Source organism: Rheinheimera sp. 1928-s, from assembly GCF_029269265.1.
GTDB lineage: Bacteria > Pseudomonadota > Gammaproteobacteria > Enterobacterales > Alteromonadaceae > Pararheinheimera.
In genome coordinates this window covers 43,957-61,857 of record NZ_JARIXP010000008.1, presented here as the reverse complement: position 1 = coordinate 61,857, position 17,901 = coordinate 43,957, and the positions used below count along the sequence as shown (strand labels likewise).

Below are 17,901 nucleotides of genomic sequence, written 5' to 3'. Positions count from 1 at the left end.
AAACCTCACGACGGCTGGTTATAAGATGCAAGCTCAGCCGTTTGCCCATTTATCCAGACACTGGCTGCTGGCTCTGTGTACTCTGGCTGCTTTTGTCTTATTGATCAAGTTAAGTTACTGGCAGTGGCAACGAGCCGAATATAAACAAGCTCAATTGGATCAACTGCATAGCGCACAGCAGCAAGGTCCGGTTCGTTGGACTGATGTACCTGCAACGCCCGTCGAACAACTGGATGGTCTGGAATTACAAGGCAAAGCGGTGTGGTTAAAACCTGCAGTCTGGTTGTTGGATAATCAACTGATCCAGGGCAAACCTGGTTATGACGTGGTGATCCCTGTGCTGGTATCCAATCAGGGGCCGGCCTTATTAGTAAATTTAGGTTGGATTGAAGCCCCGATGAGCCGCGATCAGTTACCTGAACTGGATATTCCTGCCGAATTTGAGATGGCGGGCTTGTTACGCACCGAATTAAAAGGTTTCAGGTTAGGCTTGAATCTGGAAGAAACCGGGCTTTGGCCTCAGCGTATGCAACAAGTTGAACCCACTGAATTATCCAGAGTATTAGGCCAGGAGCTTTATCCGGCTTTGCTGTATCAATACAAATCCCCTTATTTATATCACTACAAAGCTGTAGTGATGCCACCGGAAAAACACCGGGCTTATGCTCTGCAATGGTTATTACTGGCTGTTGCTGTCGTAGTTGTGGCCTGGTTTATGTCGAAAAAGGAGCTTTAAATGGCCAAGAAGAAGTTTTTAGTGCTGTTTTTGTTGTGTTCTTTATTGCCTTTGGCGTTTGCTCAGGCATTTTTATCTTTGGGCTGGTTTGGCAGCGCGACAACCAACAAAGGCCAGTGGCTGAAGGAAGAAATCATACTGTTACCGGCAGCCAGCGGCGATGTGCACTGGCGACTAGTGTATGTCACCAATGAAGCTGAATGCACAACGCTTTGCCAGAATGCCCATTATGGCATGCAGCAAGTGTATACAGCCCTTGGCCGTAAGCAGCAGCATCTGGATTTATGGCAAACAGGAGGTAACAAACCTCAAGTGTTGCAGTGGCAGCCTCTGCCTGCTGGTGTAGATAGCCTGCAGCAAAAGCTGGTACTGGTCGACATGCACGGTTTGGCATTAATGACTTATCCGGTAGCGGAAGATAAAACGCAGATGGTGCAAACAGGTAAAGCCATTCTGACCGATTTAAACAAGCTGCTGAAATACGACAGGGGGCTGTAATGAAAACCCTGAAACGTCTTGTTACTGGCTCTATAGTTCTGACCATGCTGGTTATTATCCTTGGCGCTTATACCCGCCTGACCGATGCAGGTTTAGGTTGTCCGGACTGGCCAGGTTGTTACGGCTTCTTAAAGGTGCCACAGCAGGCTCATCATATAGAACAAGCTCAGGCGTTGTACCCGGACAGGCCGCTGGAGAGTCATAAAGCCTGGAATGAAATGATCCACCGTTATTTTGCCGGTACTTTGGGCTTACTTATTCTGGCTATTTTCCTGTTTAGCCTGAAACAAAAACGACTGTTGTTGCCGTCCTTATTGTTAGGTCTGGTGATCTTCCAGGCGGCTTTAGGCATGTGGACCGTCACTTTGGCTTTGCATCCTGTGATAGTGATGGGGCATTTATTGGGTGGTTTTACGCTGCTTTCTTTATTGGCTTTGTACTGGTGGCAACTGCAACCAGCTCCTGTCATTGCAGTGAAACAAAGTCTGAAGCTGTTGTTTTGGCCGGTATTGCTGGTGCTGGCAGCACAAATTGCGTTGGGTGGCTGGACTGCAGCCAATTATGCCGCTTTAGCTTGTATTCAGTTGCCGGTTTGTGAAGCCGGCTGGGCCAATCAGCTCAATTTTGATGAAGCCTTTTCGTTGCATTTGGGCTATGACAACTACGAATACGGTGTGATGAGCCAAAGTGCACGCGCTACAGTGCATGTGATGCACCGCATAGGAGCTGTGATTACTTTAGTGGTAGTGGCTGCCTACGCCATAGCCTTGTTGCGCAACAGTTCAGGTGTGCTGAAAAAATTAGCTTTAACTGTACTGGCACTTTTGCTGCTGCAATTTAGTTTGGGGCTTGCCAATGTAGTACTGCATTTGCCTTTGGGCAATGCGGTGGCACATAATTTTGTGGCGGCCAATTTAGTGATGTGTCTGGTGGTCATTGGGTATCAACTGCACAGAAACAAGGAGTCTGCTTATGCTTAAAGTTCTGGCGTTACCCCAACACTATAGCCAGCAATGGCGCGATTATTATCAACTGACCAAACCTAAAGTGGTGGCGCTGTTAGTGCTGACAGCCTGGGTGGGTATGATGCTGGCGCAGCCCGGTTTGCCTAAATTAGGCCTGATGATAGCCGCAACTATAGGCATAGGCTTATTGTCAGCGGCAGCTGCAGCCATGAATCATATAGTGGATCAGCGTATTGATGCGCAAATGGCCCGCACCTACAACAGACCAGTAGCCCGCGGCCGTTTATCGACAACGCAAGCCGTTAAGTTTTCAGTACTGCTGGCTGGGGCAGGGTTTCTGTTGTTGTTTATTGCAGTGAATCCACTGACAGCCTGGTTAACTCTCGCCAGTTTGTTTGGTTATGCAGTGGTCTACACCATGTTTTTAAAAAGAGCGACACCGCAGAACATCGTCATTGGTGGTTTAGCTGGTGCTATGCCACCGCTGCTGGGCTGGACAGCTATGACAGCCGAAGTGCATGCGCATGCGCTGTTGTTGGTGATGATTATCTTCACCTGGACCCCACCGCATTTCTGGGCCCTTGCCATTCATCGCCGCGACGACTACGCCAAAGTAAATATGCCGATGTTGCCTGTGACCCACGGCATCGAATTCACCAAAAGTGCCATTTTCCTTTATACCCTGGTGCTGTTTCTGGTGTGTTTACTGCCTTATCTGGTCGGTATGACGGGCGCTGTGTATCTGGTCGGCAGTACAGTGCTGAATTTAGGTTTTATCTGGTATGCCTGGCAACTGAAGTTTAACGCTAAACCTGAAACCGCTATGGCCACTTTTAAATTTTCGATTTGGCATCTGATGGTGTTATTTTTGGTATTGTTGCTGGATCATTATTGGTTTATATCAGCGCTTTAACAGAAAGAGGATTGTATGCAGAAGTGGTTATGGGGTCTGGTAGCGGTAATCGCATTGGCGGCGGGTCTGTGGTTATCTGCCAGTTTTAAATCCACTACAGCGGATCCTGTGGCTGCTTTGGTCTACCCAACCCCAAGAGCCTTAACTGATTTTCACTTGCTGGATGAACAAAATCAGCCAGTGGGCGTAAAGGATTTGCAGGGGCACTGGACGCTGATTTTTGTCGGCTACACCCATTGCCCGGATATTTGCCCCATGACGATGGCGAAGTTGGCTGGTATGTATCAGGATTTAGTCAAGCTGACACCAGAGCCATTAGAAATTTGGTTTGTATCAGTCGACCCAAAGCGGGACACGCCTGAGCAATTAGCCCAGTACATCAGGTATTTCAACCAGGCTCCTATTAAAGCCAGAACAGCCGAACACAAAGACCTATTCCCTTTTATCCGCCAACTCGGGCTTATGTATGCCATTAATGATGGTAGCGATGCCAGTAATAGCGAACGTTACACTGTCGATCACAGCGCCAGCTTAGCGCTGCTCAATCCACAAGGCGCAGTAGTGGCTATGTTTAAACCAGAAATGAAACCAGGTGCAGTACCACTGATTAATAACCAGCAGTTTTTAGCCGATTATCCTTTGGTGATAGCTGCAGCAACTCGCTAACTTTGATGCAGTGCCCGTCGGGCGACAGCATCCTACCTTTGTAGGTTGCAATCGCCGGAGGCATTGCAACGTTGTGTAATTACAGAACATATCTCGTGACTATTCCACCCACAGGCTTTACAAGCTCTTGGCAAAGGCCCTATGGTAGAGATCTATGCATAACAAGCAGTTATCAGACAAACTCCACCACTGAAGCAGAGCCTTATGAAAAAATTTGTACTGAATGTCTTATTTCCACTGTTGATTTTATCGGCGATATTGAGCCTTAAGGTCAGTGCCGAAGATTTTAGTCAGTATGGTCCAAAAGAATTTACCACCCCCAATAAATGGACAGCGATAGTAGCCGCCTATGAGCCGGAAATTAAGGCTATTGACGAGGCGTTTGCAGGGCTTAAAGACGCAAAAATAGAAAAAACACTGACCATCCGTGGCGTAAAGTATCAACTGGGCCACTATAAAGGCGAACCCATCGTCATTTTCACTACGGGTGTTAGTGTGCCAAATGCTGCCATGACGATGCAAATGGCGCTGGACTATTTCCCTATTGAGCGGGTCGTGATGATGGGTATTGCTGGTGCTGTGAATCCACAATTCCAGCCGGGCGATATCGCTATTCCTGAACGCTGGTACTTTCACGACGAATCTGTTTATGTGAACCCTGATCCGGCCAAAGCCGGCAAATTTATTCTGCCCGATTATTATGAACAGGCCTTGGCAAGCTATCGGGAACGTAAAAAGCAGGACCCACATTCACCAGCCTACGAAAACTTTGGTTATATCCATCCCGAAGAAATGGCTGTGATTAAACAAGGCTGGGACAGCCCGCAACAAATGCCTTATTTCACCGCCACAACAGAATTAATCGAGCTGACAAAAAAAGCGGTTGCCACTATAGATCCAATCAAAATGCCATCCGGCCACCCAATACAAATCAAAGTGGGCGGTAACGGGGTAACAGGCTCGGTATTTTTAGATAACGCGCAGTACCGCCAATGGCTGCAAAAAGTATTTCAGGCAGAAGTCACGGAAATGGAATCGGCCGCTGTGGCTCAGGTGTGTTTTGTTAATGAAGTCGACTGGATAGTAATACGCTCCGTCAGTGATTTAGCCGGCGGCCAACAAGGTAAAAACGAAGAAAATGTGTTTGACGCTATAGCCTCAGGCACAGGCACTAAATTGCTGCTGGGGTTGTTGGATCAGATAGTGTTGGCGAAGCCCTGATGGGGGATATCGATGTTTAATAACAGCAAAACCTTTTTTATAGTCATGTTTGTTGGGGCTTCAATCTGGTGCCTTTACTTAGGCCACATAGCAATAGAGGGTTTAAAGGCTAGTGGCTGGCCAAGCGTTGATGGTGTTATTACCTCTGGCAGTGCAAAGCGTATCGATCACAGCAAAGAGCGGTATATCATTGAAGTTGAGTATAAGTATTCAGTAGGGCATAAAAACTTCATCGGTAATAGATTATCGAACTTAAATGCCTTGCTGGACAGCTCAGAAAAAGACAGCGCTTTAAAGCGATACTCCACTGATAGTAGTGTGAAGGTTCATTACGATCCTAATAACCCCCAAAATTCTTACTTAGTCACAGGGGTACACTTAGTCACTTATGTTTTATGGTTGGCTTGTGTAGGCATGGTTATATTTTCGGCTGTTCATTTGAAAAAGCTATTCAGAACTTAATCTTCTAATCCAAAACTTTGCTGCCAAAGGGGCCTAAATACATTAATTCTTCGGCTTATTGAGATTTTTAATTAATGTGCCCCTGATTGATAGATTAAATTTCTTGTCCATAAATTGACAACAAGCCGTCATCGGCTATGTTTCCAATGCAGGAAAACCTGTAAAACCAATTTAAAGCAACAGAAGGATAGTTGATCATGGCAAAGTACCCATCTTTTTCCGATCAGGCAGTACAAAGTGCAATAGATTCAGCACAGCAACACTACTCAAGCAAATCGTTGACCACTGCTAACGTTGGCATTACTGCAGACGATGGTCATGTCGCATTGCTTGCTGAATGCATCACTGTAACCATAGGTGATGGAAAAGTGTGCCTGAATTTACCTTTAGGTATTGGTAGTGTATGCATACCTGTTCCTATTTCATACGATGGCAAGGTGGCGCAGGCTTGTCTGAGCATTTGCACCACTTGGGGCATACCTACAGGTGTAAAAGTTTCTGTCAGTATTGCAGGTATTGAAATTGTTAGTAAATCATTTGGTAAATGCTAGAAATTAGCTGGATGTAAATTGTTAATCTGAGGACCGCTGCTGTTGCGGTTCCTATTTAACTGCAAAATAAGTACATCCTTGCTCTCTCCTGTATCTAGTTGCTCACAAAGACGTCCTTCCAAGAGTGCTTTTTCTGTTTCAAGCATGCAAAGTTGTCGGTCGGCAGGTCATTTGAAAGAAGCGAACTCTTAAGCCACAGCTAGATTCCATGTATTGGGTCGTTAATCCATCACCCAAGGCTGGGAATACCAGTAGAAATAGCCCTTTTTACTCAACGAAGGGGCTGTGCAGTTGTAGCGTTTATGGCTGGTTTTTAGCTTTTGGCCCGCCTGAGCGCTAAAGGTATCGGGTTTTAGCCAGGTGACTTTAATAGGCTCGCCATTGCTAAAACAGTTGAGCTGGCTGGTTTTAAAATCTGAGCTATCGATTTGCAAAGTTAAAGTAGGTGGGTTTGGGCCTTTAACCGGATCGGCTGCTATATAGTTTTTGACTGGCAAGGCCAGAGTTTTCAGTTTAGGTGTAAAGTGTTTTAAGGCTGCATATTGACTGGACGAAGGATAACGAGGCAGGCGGGTCATCAGACTGTTCAGGCCGACAGCACCGGATTGTTGGCCTATGCCAATAAAACCCAACTCTTGCACCATATGCTCCAGTTCAACACTAAATTCGCCATAAGGGTAAGCCAGCCACTTATGTTTGATACCCAACTGTTGTTCTAACTGAGTTTGCGCCAGCAAAATATCGGTTTTCACCCGTTTCAACCAGTCTGCTTTGCTTTCGCCTTTATTGGGTTTCGCCAGATGTGCATGGTAAGAGCTGTGGTTCGCAATAATAACGCCGTCTTTTTGCAGCTGTTTGATTTGATCCCAACTTAATACCGGCCCTTCTTTGCGGTCTATTAAAGCCGGGCTTAAAAACACCGTATAAGGAAAATCAAACTCCTGCAAAATAGGGTGAGCCTGATGGTAAATATTGTCAAAACCATCGTCAAAAGTGATCACTATGGCATTGTCGGCCGGCTCTTTACCGTTTTGAAGCTGCTCTAACAAGGTATCGAGCCCAATCACCTGATAGTTGTGGTCTTTCAAATACTGCAAATGAGTGCGGAATTCTTGTGGTGTCACGCTGGTAGAACGGGGAGTCTGAGTGCTGACGTGGTGGTACTGCAAAATAACAGCGGCATAGCTTGGAAAGCTCAGTAAAACCAACAAACAGGCCAGCAATTTCATTTGTGAACTCCTTTTGAATCAATACAATAAAGGCCACATCAAGTGGCCTCTGTATTTTATAGATAGCATAAATCAGTAATAAGAATGCTCACCACGCTGGTGGTCAGTCACATCACGTACTGCAGTTAATTCACCGGCAAAACGTTGCAGCAGTTCTTTTTCGATGCCTTCTTTTAAGGTTAAATCGACTTGTGAGCAGCCATTACAACCACCGCCAAATTGCAGTACAGCAATACCATCATCCGTCAGTTCAACCACAGAAACACGACCACCATGGTTAGCCAACTGAGGGTTAATTTCTGCATCAATCACGTATTGCACTTTTTCCTTCAGTGAAGCGTCGTCGTTCACCTTACGTACTTTGGCGTTTGGCGCTTTTAATGTCAGCTGAGAACCCATCTGATCGGTGACAAAATCAATTTCAGCGTCCACTAAAAAAGGTTTGCTTTCGGCATCTACTATCGCCATAAAACCTTCAAATGGTAGCTGTAAATCTGTGCTTTCTACCGCATCGGCAGGGCAGTAAGACACGCCACATTCCGCAGAAACAGTGCCCGGGTTGACCACAAATACGCGGATATGAGTACCAGCGGCCTGTTTTTCCAGCAGTTTACGAAAATGGCTCTGCGCCTGTTCTGAAATGGTAATCATGTGGTAGTACCTGACTAAATTACTAGGTTAATGGCTATGATACTCTGACTTCCTGTACCTTGCCAGCCCCGCTTGTCGGGCCTGACTTTTTATTGCTAAGGTAGCGCCCAGAAAGGGAGAAAAACAATGTATAAAATAACAACTATTATCAGTGCTTTATTATTGGGATTTAGTAGCCAGTTCTCAATGGCTGCACCACAAAGCCCGCAACAATTTTTTGGTTATCCAGTGGGCGAATGGCATTTGCGCCATGATCAAATTCAAATGTATTTCCAGCAACTGGCCACGGCGTCAGATAAAGCCCAACTGGAAGTGATAGGTTATACCCATGAACAGAAACCTGTATTGCAGCTTATTGTTTCTTCTGCTGAAAACTTAAAAAAACTGGAACAAATCCGAGTACAGCATCTGGCTCAGTTATCTACAGGTACTGAACTGGCCAATGATTTGCCACTGATTGTCTGGCTGGGTTATGGCGTACATGGCAATGAATCCAGCGGCCCTAATGCTTCAGTGCAGGTTGCCCATCATTTACTGACAAGCACAGATGCCGAAGTACAAGACTGGCTGAAAAATACAGTGATACTAATCCAACCCAGCTTAAACCCAGATGGATTAGATCGTTTTGCCAATTGGGCCAATATGCACAAAGGCAAAACGCCTGTAGCCGATCCACAAAGCCGTGAGCATATAGAACCCTGGCCGAATGGTCGCCCTAATCATTATTGGTTTGATTTAAACCGGGACTGGTTGCCACTGGAACACCCGGAAAGCCAGGCCCGCATCAGCCAGTTTTATAAATGGCGTCCGGCCGTGGTAGGTGATTTTCATGAGATGGGGCCTAACACTACTTTTTTCTTTCAACCGGGCATTCCCACCCGTACTTATCCTTTAACGCCAAAAGCCAATCAGCAACTGACCGCCAAAATTGCCGATTACCATGCAGCAGCTTTGGATAAAAAAGGCCGTTTGTACTACACCGAAGAAAGTTTTGATGATTTTTATGTAGGTAAAGGCTCTACTTACCCAGACGTAAACGCCAGTGTGGGGATTTTATTTGAACAGGCCAGTAGTCGTGGTCACCTGCAGGACAGTATCAATGGTCCTCTGTCTTTCAGTAAAACCATTGAAAATCAGTACATAGTGTCGTTATCGACCTTGCGCGGTTCGGTAGCGCAAAAAAAAGCACTGCAAAGCTACCAGAAAGCTTTTGTATTAGAGTCAGAGCGTCTGGCTGCGGATGAGTCTGTAGCTGGTTATGTGATTGCTGAGACTGAAGATAAAACCAGATTAGCCAGCTTACTGAACTTGTTAAAACAGCATCAGATCAAAGCCTACCCGATCAATGAACGCTGGCAGCATAAAGGCCAGACCTACCAAAAAGGTCAGGCTTATTATATTCCGCTGCAACAGAGCCAGTATCTGTTATTAAAAGCGGCGTTCAGCACCCAGACCAACTTCCAGGACAATACTTTTTATGACGTTTCTGCCTGGACTTTACCTTATGCTTTTAATATTGAATTCAGTGCCGTAGCGCGTAAACCTGCTGGTGTAGCTGAAGAACCATGGCGGCCTCAATCCGAAACAGCGCTGATGCCATCCGCTGGTGCTTATGCTTACGCTTTTGACTGGAGCGATCAAAAGGCACCTTTGTTAACGCAAGCGCTGTTAGAGCAAGGCGTGGTATTACGTGCAGCCAGTAAAGCCTTTTTCGCCAAAACTGTGGATGGTGAGCAGGCTTTTAATGCCGGAGCTATTGTTATTGCTGCTGGTTTGCAACAACACAACAACTGGTTTGAACGACTGGGTAAAGCCCAGCAACAGGTCGGTTTAACCATCACAGCTTTAACTTCAGGTTTAACCGCTAAGGGCCAGGATTTAGGCAGCAATGGTTTTGTGCCAGTGACTAAGCCGAATGTATTGTTGGTGGCCGGTCCTGATGTGAATTCTACAGAGGCAGGTGAAGTCTGGTTTAACCTTGAAAAGCTGGCGGGCATTTCCCCTAGCTTGATTGAACCTCAGCGTTTAGGCCGGGTCGACTTATCCCGTTACACTCATATTATTTTGCCGGACGGCAGCTACAACAGCCTGCAGCAAAAAGAGCAACAACAGCTCAATCAGTGGGCAAAACAAGGTGGTGTGTTGTGGGGCCATAAAGGCGGAGCTGCATTCCTGGTGCGTTCTGGTTTACTCAAAGCAAAAGCCTGGACAGCGGCTGATATGGCGATGCTGATTTCAGATCAGCAATTAAGTTATGCCGATAAAGAAAGTCTGGCTGGTCAGCGCCGTATTGCCGGTGCTATTTACCAGACCGAACTGGATTTAAGCCATCCTTTAACTTTTGGTATCAACCGCAAAGACTTAGCTGTGTTTAAAAATGGCACCTTTTTACTGGCCCCCAGTGAAGATCCATTTATCAACGTGGCTTTGTATACAGATAAACCTCAACTGGCTGGTTACACAGCGCCTGAATACGTCAGTCGTATCGCTGAAGGTGCAGCATTAATGGCGCATAACCATGGCAATGGCCGGGTTATTGCCATGACAGATAATCCGGTATTCCGTGGTTATTTTGTCGGCTCCAGCCGTCTGCTAGTGAATGCTATGTATTTTGGCAAAATGTTCAGTGCTGAATCGTCCGATGGTGAAAGCGAAGAAGCCGACGAAGAAGAAGCCCACTAAAGTACTCTGGTAATAGCCAAAGTCCAGACACTGACAGTCTGGACTCCTTTGGCTTTGAGCAAACTGGTTAGATAATCCAAAGTGGCTCCTGTGGTGATCACATCGTCCACCAGTACGATATGACTGGGTAAAATACCTTCCTTCAGTTGAATTTTTCCTTTTAAGTTATCCAGTCGTTGCCTGCGGTTTAATCCTATCTGATGAGGCACTAAATCCGGGCTTTGAAATAAGCTGACACAAGGTTTCTGCCAGGCTTTAGCCAGTTGTAACGCCAATAACTTAGCCTGATTAAAGCCCCGCTCCTGCAGCCTGTTTACCGAGATAGGGGTATAGCTAATGCAATCCGGCAATTCCCCACCTTGTTGGTTATAAAGCAGTGCTTGTTGGTAAAACAGCTGGCGTAACAATTCGCCCGCAGCATGCTGTTGCTGAAATTTCCAGCTGCTGATCCAGTGCCTGTAAGGCTGGCTGTACCAGCTGAGGCTATGCAGTCTGTCAAACTTCACTCTGGGCAAACCTTTGGCCACATCAGGCAATAACAACGCATTGTGATCCACCCAGCTTAAATCCAGACGGGGTAAATGGCTGTAGCAATAGTCACAAAGCTGAGTTTGTGGCTGCTGCACCTGCATTTGGCACCATAAACAACAGTTGGGAGCCAGCAAATGTACCAGCTGCTGCAGCAAAGTCGCTTGCATCCGCATCCCTGCTTTGATAAAAGGCCAGACATAACAATAAGTATGGTCGAGCTGATGACAGAACAAACAAAATTTAGCCAAAATCCGCTGGTGTTATTGCATGGCTGGGGTTTAAACCATCAGGTTTGGTCTCAGCTGTTGCAGGCTTTGCCAAAAGATCTTGATATTTTTACGCCGGATTTACCCGGTTTTGGTGGGTCACCTTGCCCTGCTTCTTATGATGTTGACAGTGTTTTAGCCCTGCTGGCTGAGCAAATTCCGGATCAAAGTGTAGTGATCGGCTGGTCTTTAGGTGGCCTGTTGGCTATAGCTTTAGCCAGTAGATACCCGCATAAAGTGAAAAAGCTGGGTTTAATTGCCAGTTCACCCTGTTTTATGGCCAAAGATAACTGGCCTGGTATGCAAGGTGCGGTGATGCAGCAGTTTGCCGGACAGCTGCAGCAGGATCTGGCTCTAACAGTAGAGCGTTTTTTGGCGATTCAGGCGATGGGCAGCAGCACGGCACGTCAGGACATTAAACTGCTAAAACAAGCCGTTTTGAGTTTGCCCCTGCCTTCAGCTTTCGCTTTGCAAGGTGGATTGGAATTATTGGCGACCTTAGATTTGCGGCAGGAGTTTGCCGCTCTAACTCAATCTGTTTTTATCCTTTTGGGCCGTTTAGACTCTTTAGTGCCCGTTGCTATTGCGCCTTTACTCCAAAGTTTGCAACCTGAACTGCAGGTGGAGATACTGCAAAAATCCTCACATGCGCCTTTTATTTCGCATCAGGACGAGTTTATTTCCCTGTTATCCCCACATATAGCGGCATAATTCTTAACTAAATTAGAAAAACCTGCATTTTGGCGGCAAATAATTGCCGCCGAGCTTTCGTTTTGCCGAAAAATGGCTAATAATTACCCAGTTCAATTGGTCAGTTTAATTAGTCAACGAGGTCATGATGGAAATCAGTTCAGCCTTTACGAGCGGTTTTCAGGGCTTTCAGCGTGCATCTGACGCTGTGACTGAAGCAACCGTCAATATAAATCAGCAAGCTGCCCAAAGCAGCAATCAGCGGGCACTGGAAACTCCGGTCGAGCCAAGTGTTGGCCCATCGATGGAGCAAAGTCTGGTGACTTTAAGTAATGAACAAATTAACGCTGAAGCCAACCTGAAGTCGGTAAAAACCGCCGATGAAATGTTGGGTTCTGTTATTGATTTAAGGGTGTAAAAAGCTTTTATGTTACTCACTTCAAATTATCCAAATGTGCCACTGCACACTGGTAATCCGGCCATGGATATGGCCCGGCGCGATAACCTGCGCCGTGAAGTGATAGAACCTGTAGCGGCTATGGAACGATCCGCTGCTGAAAAAGGCCTGATGGCGGATGAAAAAAGCCGCAATGGCAACGCCTCTACTTATGAAGATGTTAAAACCAAAGGTCTGGAATACCGCCAGGCGGTAGTGGAAAAAGAATCCCAGTCTGATTCAGAGCAAGACAAGCAAAATTCCTCCGGTCAGCAAAAAGATGACCCGCAGCAGCAAAAAGAAGAGCAGGCTGAGCAAAAACGTATTGCTGAATTAAAAGCCCGTGATCGGGAAGTGAAAATTCATGAACAGGCGCATGCTGCTATTGGTGGTCAGTATGCCAGTGCTCCAAGCTACGAATACGAAACAGGTCCTGATGGTCAACAGTATGCAGTGGGTGGTGAAGTTCGTATTGATATCTCTGAAATTCCGAATGACCCCCGCGCTACCATCCAGAAAATGCAGCAAGTCAAAGCTGCAGCCTTGGCACCAGCTGAACCTTCAGGTGCAGATCGCTCGGTAGCAGCGCAGGCCAGCAGAACCTTAATGGAAGCTCAGGCTGATTTGACCGCAGAAATCGCGGAAATGGTCAGATCCCGATCAGAGCAAACATCTCAAACTTCAGTGTTGTCTGGTGGTGAATGGGAACCTTACGAGGCGTTGGCAAATAATGAAGCCAATGATTTTGCAGTGCCTCAGTTTGAGTCTTTGCAACGTGATCCACTGATGACATTAAGATCGGATGTAATCTCAGGTTTTTATGCCAAAGCCACGACGCCGGCAGAGCGGCCTTTATTGCAAATGGCCTAAAGCACAGGTTCTGAAAAAAATAAATGCCGGGAAATTCCCGGCATTTGTTTATCTGGCTAAGATATTACTTTTTAAACTTAGCGAAAGCCTGAGCAAAAGCATCACCCATAGCTGCATTCGGCACTTCAGCTGTTTTAGCTGGCTTGCTCGCTTTAGACTGAGATGAGCCTGAAGAACGTGACGAGTCTTTACCCGCACCACCAGCTCCTTTCACTGCAGGTTGCTCATCCATGCGCATCGTCAGAGCAATACGTTTGCGGTCCAGTTCTACTTCCAGTACTTTCACTTTGACGATATCGCCTGCTTTGACCACCTGATGCGGGTCAGAGACAAACTTGTCGGTTAAAGATGAAATATGCACTAAGCCGTCCTGATGCACACCTATATCCACAAAAGCACCAAAGTTGGTGACGTTGGTGACTACACCTTCCAGTAACATGCCTGGCTTTAAGTCGGCCATAGTTTCTACGCCGTCTTTAAACACAGCGGTTTTAAATTCAGGGCGAGGGTCACGACCAGGTTTATCCAGCTCTTTAATCACGTCTTCTACTGTCGGCAAACCAAAATGTTCATCAACAAAATCAGCAGGGTTCAGGCTTTTTAAGAAAGCGCTGTTGCCAAGCAATTGCTCGATCGGCTGGCCAAATTTAGCCAGAATTTTTTCTACTAAAGGGTAAGCTTCAGGGTGAACTGAAGAGGAATCCAATGGGTCCGAACCTTTGTTGATACGCAGGAAACCAGCGGCCTGTTCATAGGCTTTAGGGCCTAAACGCGTGACTTTGAGTAAGTCTTTACGCTGCTGGAAACGACCATGAGTATCTCGGTACACCACAATGTTTTGTGCCAGCGTTTTGTTTAAACCAGCAACACGAGCCAATAAAGGCACTGAGGCCATATTTAAATCCACACCTACGGCGTTTACACAGTCTTCGACGACGGCGTCCAATGACTTAGCCAACAAGCTTTGGTTGACGTCGTGCTGATACTGCCCAACACCTATGGCTTTAGGCTCCACTTTCACCAGTTCGGCCAACGGGTCTTGCAAACGACGGCCTATAGACACTGCACCACGTAAGGACACATCCAGATCCGGGAATTCCTGTGAAGCCAGCTCAGAAGCTGAGTACACCGAAGCACCGGCTTCAGACACCATAATTTTGCTGATGTTTTGCTCTGGCAGTAGTTTGATCACATCGGCCGCTAACTTGTCGGTTTCGCGCGAAGCCGTACCGTTACCAATAGCAATCAGCTCAATTTTATGTTGTTTAGCCAAAGCCGCTAAAGTGCGGACTGATTTGTCCCAGTGATTTTGTGGCGCATGCGGGAATATGGTGGTTTGATCCACCAGCTTGCCGGTTTCATCAATAGCCGTGACTTTCACACCAGTGCGCAGGCCAGGGTCGAGCGCCAGGGTCGCGCGCATACCAGCTGGGGCGGCCATTAATAAGTCTTTTAAGTTACGGGCAAATACTTTAATGGCTTCTTCTTCGGCCTGTTCACGTAATTCGCCTAATAAATCGTTTTCTAAATGCAGGTGTAACTTCACTTTCCAGGTCCACTGCACCGCGGTACGCAGGAAATCATCGGCAGCGCGACCTTGCTGGCGCACATCAAAATGATTGGCAATCATTTGCTCGCAGACTGCATGAGCAGAAGTATCGTCAGCGTCTGGTTGTAATTGCAGGTTTAAAATGCCTTCGTTACGGCCGCGGAACATCGCCAAAGCGCGGTGTGACGGCACAGTTTTAAAGGCTTCTTTATGCTCAAAATAATCGCGGAACTTGGCGCCTTCTTGCTCTTTTCCTGCCACCATGCTGCTTTTGAGTACAGCGTTTTGGCTTAAATGACGGCGTAATTTCGCCAGCAAAGCTGCATCTTCTGCAAAACGCTCCATCAGAATGTATTTCACGCCATCCAGCACTGCTTTGGTATCGGCGAAACCCGCTTCCGCATTGAAGTAGCTGGCAGCTTGTTGCTCAGGCACTAAAGTTGGGTCGTTAAATAAGGCGTCTGCTAAAGGTTCTAAACCTGCTTCAATAGCAATCTGACCTTTGGTGCGGCGTTTGGCTTTGTAAGGCAAATACAAATCTTCTAAACGGGTTTTATTGTCCGCTGCCAATAGTTCTTGCTTCAGTTCCGGCGTCAGTTTGCCTTGTTCATCTATGGTTTTGATAATGACCTGACGTCTGTCTTCCAGCTCACGTAAATAAGTTAAACGTACATCCAGGTTACGCAGTTGGGTATCATCCAGGCCACCTGTCACTTCTTTACGATAACGGGCGATAAAAGGCACAGTAGCGCCTTCATCCATCAGCTGAATAGCTGCAGCAACCTGCTCTGGTCGTGCGGAAATTTCCAGAGCAATTTGTTTAATAATCATAGACATAACTTAAAGCTTCCTTAGCAGCTGGCGACTTTACATCAAGTAAAAGCCAGACTGGTTCTTATCAACTGCCACAATTGTCCACTGTTAAGGCTAAAAAATCCAATAGCAAAACGCTGAAGCGTCCGTACTCTGCACTGAATGACTAGCTCAACCAGCCCAGCACCTTACGTTTCCACTCGGCATAAGGGGCAAAACGTACAGGCGGTTCAGGCCAGAGTGGCCGTTTTAGTACAGACTTCAAATGACTGAACTGCTCGAAGCCTGCTTTGCCTGAATACTGGCCCATGCCACTCGGACCCACGCCACCAAAGGGAAGTTCAGACACCGCCATAAACATCAGCACATCGTTGATACACTGACTACCACTGCTGATTTGCTCTACCCACTGCTGTTGCTGTGAGCTGTTATTACTAAACAAATAGGCAGACAGTGGCTTATCACGTTTTTGCACAAAACGCACTGCAGCGTCAAAGCTATTGATAGAAAGTATCGGCAACACAGGGCCAAAAATTTCCTCTGTCATCAGGCGGCTATCGAGCTGTGGCTCCAACACCAGAGTAGGGCTGAAATACAGCTGTTCTACATCCACTACAGCACCACAATAGACTTCAATGCCTTCAAGGTAACTTTGCACCCGCTGCAAATGACGGGAGTTAATGATACGGCCATAATCCGGGCTGAGCTTCGGATCCGCGCCATACATCTGGTGCAGCTGCGTTTTAATTTCTTCAGCTAAGGCCTGACAGATATCTTTGTGCGCCAGAATATAATCCGGCGCTATACAGGTTTGGCCTGCATTTAGCCACTTGCCCCAGGCAATGCGCTGGGCTGTTAGCTTTAAATCTGCACTGCTGTCGACATAAACCGGGCTTTTCCCACCCAGTTCTAAAGTCACAGGCGTTAAATGTTCCGCAGCAGCGCGCAGCACAATTTTGCCGACCTGGCCGTTGCCTGTGTACATAATATGATCAAAAGGCAGCTTCAACAGTTCCGTGGTTTCAGGCACGCCACCTTCCACTACAACCACAGCTTCTTTATCTAAGTACAAAGGCAGCAAGCGGGCCATAATTGCCGATGTGGCAGGGGCCAATTCAGAGGGCTTCAGCACAGCGCAATTACCAGCTGATAACACCGCCACTAAAGGGGCTAAGGTCAGTTGCAGCGGATAATTCCAGGCGCTGATAATTAGTACAGAACCATAAGGTTCAGGCTGAACAAAAGCCATAGAAGGAAAGGTTCGCAATCCTGTGCTGACCCGGCGTGGCTTAGCCCAACTATTCAGTTTTTTCAGGCAATGTTTAATATCGCTGTGCAAATAGTTAATTTCACTCAACAGCGCTTCAAAAGCCGGCTTGGCTAAATCCTGCTGCAACGCCTGCAATAACTCAGTTTCGTGGGCGGTCAGTAACAACTGCAGCTGTTTTAATTGCTGCTTACGCCAACTCAGGCTTTTGGTGACGCCTCTGGAAAAAAACTCTTGTTGTTGACTTAATAGCTGTTGATACATAACACACCTTAGCCTTTGGCTTGCGGATACCAGATTTTATTAATCCACCATTCTTTGATGCCAGTGGGAGTAGGCACTTGCACTTCATCATCTATTTGTTTTTTGATCAAAGCACGGGCCATAGGAGCATCTATCGAAATGTAATCATTGCGGCCGTAAATTTCGTCAGGCCCAACAATGCGAAAGGTTAGCTGTTCACCTTCGCTGTTTTCAATGGCTACCCAGGCACCAAAAAACACACGCCCTTCCTGCTGGGGCGCGTAATCCACTACTTTAATAACCTCAAGACGCTTTCTTAAGTATCTGATCCTTCGGTCTATTTCTCGAAGAAGCTGTTTGTTGTATTTGTAGTCCGCGTTCTCGGATCTATCGCCGAGGCTGACCGCCCATGCCACTTTGGCCGTGGTATCAGGGCGTTTTTCCCGCCATAAATGGTTTAATTCCTGTTGCAAGGCTTCATAACCTTCGCGGGTGACTAACTCTGTTTTACTCATGCTATCCGGTGTTGATTTGAAAAAAGAAAGAACTGCTGTTCTGGTCTGACTTTATAACCATTTCAAGACGAAGTGGAAAGAGAAGGTCATGAATTTCAACAGATAAGTCAGATACTTAAAAAACACTATTTCTCCTTTGCAATAAAA

General features: G+C 46.6%; 18 protein-coding genes. 12 read left to right on the top strand and 6 right to left on the bottom strand.

Annotation, left to right across the window (positions count from 1 at the left end; translation table 11 throughout):
* Nucleotides 1–25 precede the first annotated feature (25 nt).
* The 8 genes from P3C17_RS17945 (at nt 26) to P3C17_RS17910 (ending at nt 6,012) form a co-directional block, all read left to right on the top strand.
* Complete coding sequence (locus tag P3C17_RS17945) at nt 26–736, top strand: SURF1 family protein (protein WP_300930707.1); 711 nt, start codon at nt 26–28, stop codon at nt 734–736.
* The gene (locus P3C17_RS17940; RefSeq protein ID WP_300930706.1) at nt 737–1,234 is read left to right on the top strand and encodes a hypothetical protein; all 498 of its coding nucleotides are present in this window, start codon (nt 737–739) and stop codon (nt 1,232–1,234) included. It abuts the gene before it with no gap.
* Nucleotides 1,234–2,214, top strand: a complete 981-nt coding sequence (locus P3C17_RS17935) for a COX15/CtaA family protein (RefSeq protein WP_300930705.1) — start codon at nt 1,234–1,236, stop codon at nt 2,212–2,214. The genes P3C17_RS17940 and P3C17_RS17935 overlap by 1 nt, the downstream gene beginning before the upstream one ends.
* Entirely contained in the window at nt 2,207–3,112 is a 906-nt protein-coding gene (gene cyoE / locus P3C17_RS17930; RefSeq protein WP_300930704.1) for a heme o synthase, read from the top strand. Before P3C17_RS17935 ends, cyoE begins: the two co-directional genes overlap by 8 nt.
* Before the next feature lie 15 nt (nt 3,113–3,127).
* The gene (locus tag P3C17_RS17925) at nt 3,128–3,778 is read left to right on the top strand and encodes an SCO family protein (protein ID WP_300930703.1); all 651 of its coding nucleotides are present in this window, start codon (nt 3,128–3,130) and stop codon (nt 3,776–3,778) included.
* 204 nt (nt 3,779–3,982) lie between these two features.
* Nucleotides 3,983–4,999 carry a 5'-methylthioadenosine/S-adenosylhomocysteine nucleosidase gene (locus P3C17_RS17920; RefSeq protein WP_300930702.1) on the top strand — a complete coding sequence of 339 codons (1,017 nt, stop codon included), beginning with the start codon at nt 3,983–3,985 and terminating at the stop codon, nt 4,997–4,999.
* A 12-nt stretch (nt 5,000–5,011) separates the two neighbouring features.
* Nucleotides 5,012–5,461, top strand: a complete 450-nt coding sequence (locus P3C17_RS17915) for a DUF3592 domain-containing protein (RefSeq protein WP_300930701.1) — start codon at nt 5,012–5,014, stop codon at nt 5,459–5,461.
* 197 nt (nt 5,462–5,658) lie between these two features.
* The gene (locus P3C17_RS17910; protein ID WP_300930700.1) at nt 5,659–6,012 is read left to right on the top strand and encodes a hypothetical protein; all 354 of its coding nucleotides are present in this window, start codon (nt 5,659–5,661) and stop codon (nt 6,010–6,012) included.
* A 221-nt stretch (nt 6,013–6,233) separates the two neighbouring features.
* On the opposite strand, the gene P3C17_RS17905 is transcribed toward P3C17_RS17910, so the two are convergent.
* Both P3C17_RS17905 and nfuA read right to left on the bottom strand, forming a co-directional pair.
* Nucleotides 6,234–7,241 (bottom strand): polysaccharide deacetylase family protein, encoded by a 1,008-nt coding sequence (locus P3C17_RS17905; protein ID WP_300930699.1) that lies wholly within the window; start codon nt 7,239–7,241, stop codon nt 6,234–6,236.
* A gap of 72 nt (nt 7,242–7,313) precedes the next feature.
* The gene (nfuA, locus tag P3C17_RS17900) at nt 7,314–7,892 is read right to left on the bottom strand and encodes a Fe-S biogenesis protein NfuA (RefSeq protein WP_300930698.1); all 579 of its coding nucleotides are present in this window, start codon (nt 7,890–7,892) and stop codon (nt 7,314–7,316) included.
* 126 nt (nt 7,893–8,018) lie between these two features.
* On the opposite strand from nfuA, the gene P3C17_RS17895 reads away from it, so the two are divergent.
* Complete coding sequence (locus P3C17_RS17895; RefSeq protein WP_300930697.1) at nt 8,019–10,574, top strand: M14 metallopeptidase family protein; 2,556 nt, start codon at nt 8,019–8,021, stop codon at nt 10,572–10,574.
* On the opposite strand, the gene P3C17_RS17890 is transcribed toward P3C17_RS17895, so the two are convergent.
* Nucleotides 10,571–11,272 carry a phosphoribosyltransferase family protein gene (locus tag P3C17_RS17890; protein WP_300930696.1) on the bottom strand — a complete coding sequence of 234 codons (702 nt, stop codon included), beginning with the start codon at nt 11,270–11,272 and terminating at the stop codon, nt 10,571–10,573. The two genes, P3C17_RS17895 and P3C17_RS17890, sit on opposite strands and share 4 nt — an antisense overlap.
* A gap of 54 nt (nt 11,273–11,326) precedes the next feature.
* On the opposite strand from P3C17_RS17890, the gene bioH reads away from it, so the two are divergent.
* The 3 genes from bioH to P3C17_RS17875 all read left to right on the top strand — a co-directional run bounded on the left by bioH (nt 11,327) and on the right by P3C17_RS17875 (nt 13,367).
* Entirely contained in the window at nt 11,327–12,082 is a 756-nt protein-coding gene (gene bioH / locus P3C17_RS17885) for a pimeloyl-ACP methyl ester esterase BioH (protein ID WP_300930695.1), read from the top strand.
* Between the two features lie 124 nt (nt 12,083–12,206).
* A complete protein-coding gene (locus tag P3C17_RS17880) occupies nt 12,207–12,479 on the top strand; it encodes an excinuclease ATPase subunit (protein ID WP_300930694.1) in 273 nt (90 codons plus the stop codon).
* A gap of 9 nt (nt 12,480–12,488) precedes the next feature.
* A complete protein-coding gene (locus tag P3C17_RS17875) occupies nt 12,489–13,367 on the top strand; it encodes a putative metalloprotease CJM1_0395 family protein (RefSeq protein WP_300930693.1) in 879 nt (292 codons plus the stop codon).
* A 64-nt stretch (nt 13,368–13,431) separates the two neighbouring features.
* Here the strand turns inward: P3C17_RS17875 and P3C17_RS17870 are convergent, their stop codons facing one another.
* From P3C17_RS17870 to greB, 3 genes are all read right to left on the bottom strand, one after another.
* Complete coding sequence (locus P3C17_RS17870) at nt 13,432–15,753, bottom strand: Tex family protein (protein WP_300930692.1); 2,322 nt, start codon at nt 15,751–15,753, stop codon at nt 13,432–13,434.
* A 142-nt stretch (nt 15,754–15,895) separates the two neighbouring features.
* Nucleotides 15,896–17,260, bottom strand: coding sequence for an aldehyde dehydrogenase family protein (locus tag P3C17_RS17865; protein WP_300930691.1), 1,365 nt, complete (start codon nt 17,258–17,260; stop codon nt 15,896–15,898).
* Nucleotides 17,261–17,268: 8 nt separating this feature from the next.
* Entirely contained in the window at nt 17,269–17,754 is a 486-nt protein-coding gene (gene greB / locus P3C17_RS17860) for a transcription elongation factor GreB (RefSeq protein WP_300930690.1), read from the bottom strand.
* Nucleotides 17,755–17,901 lie beyond the last annotated feature (147 nt).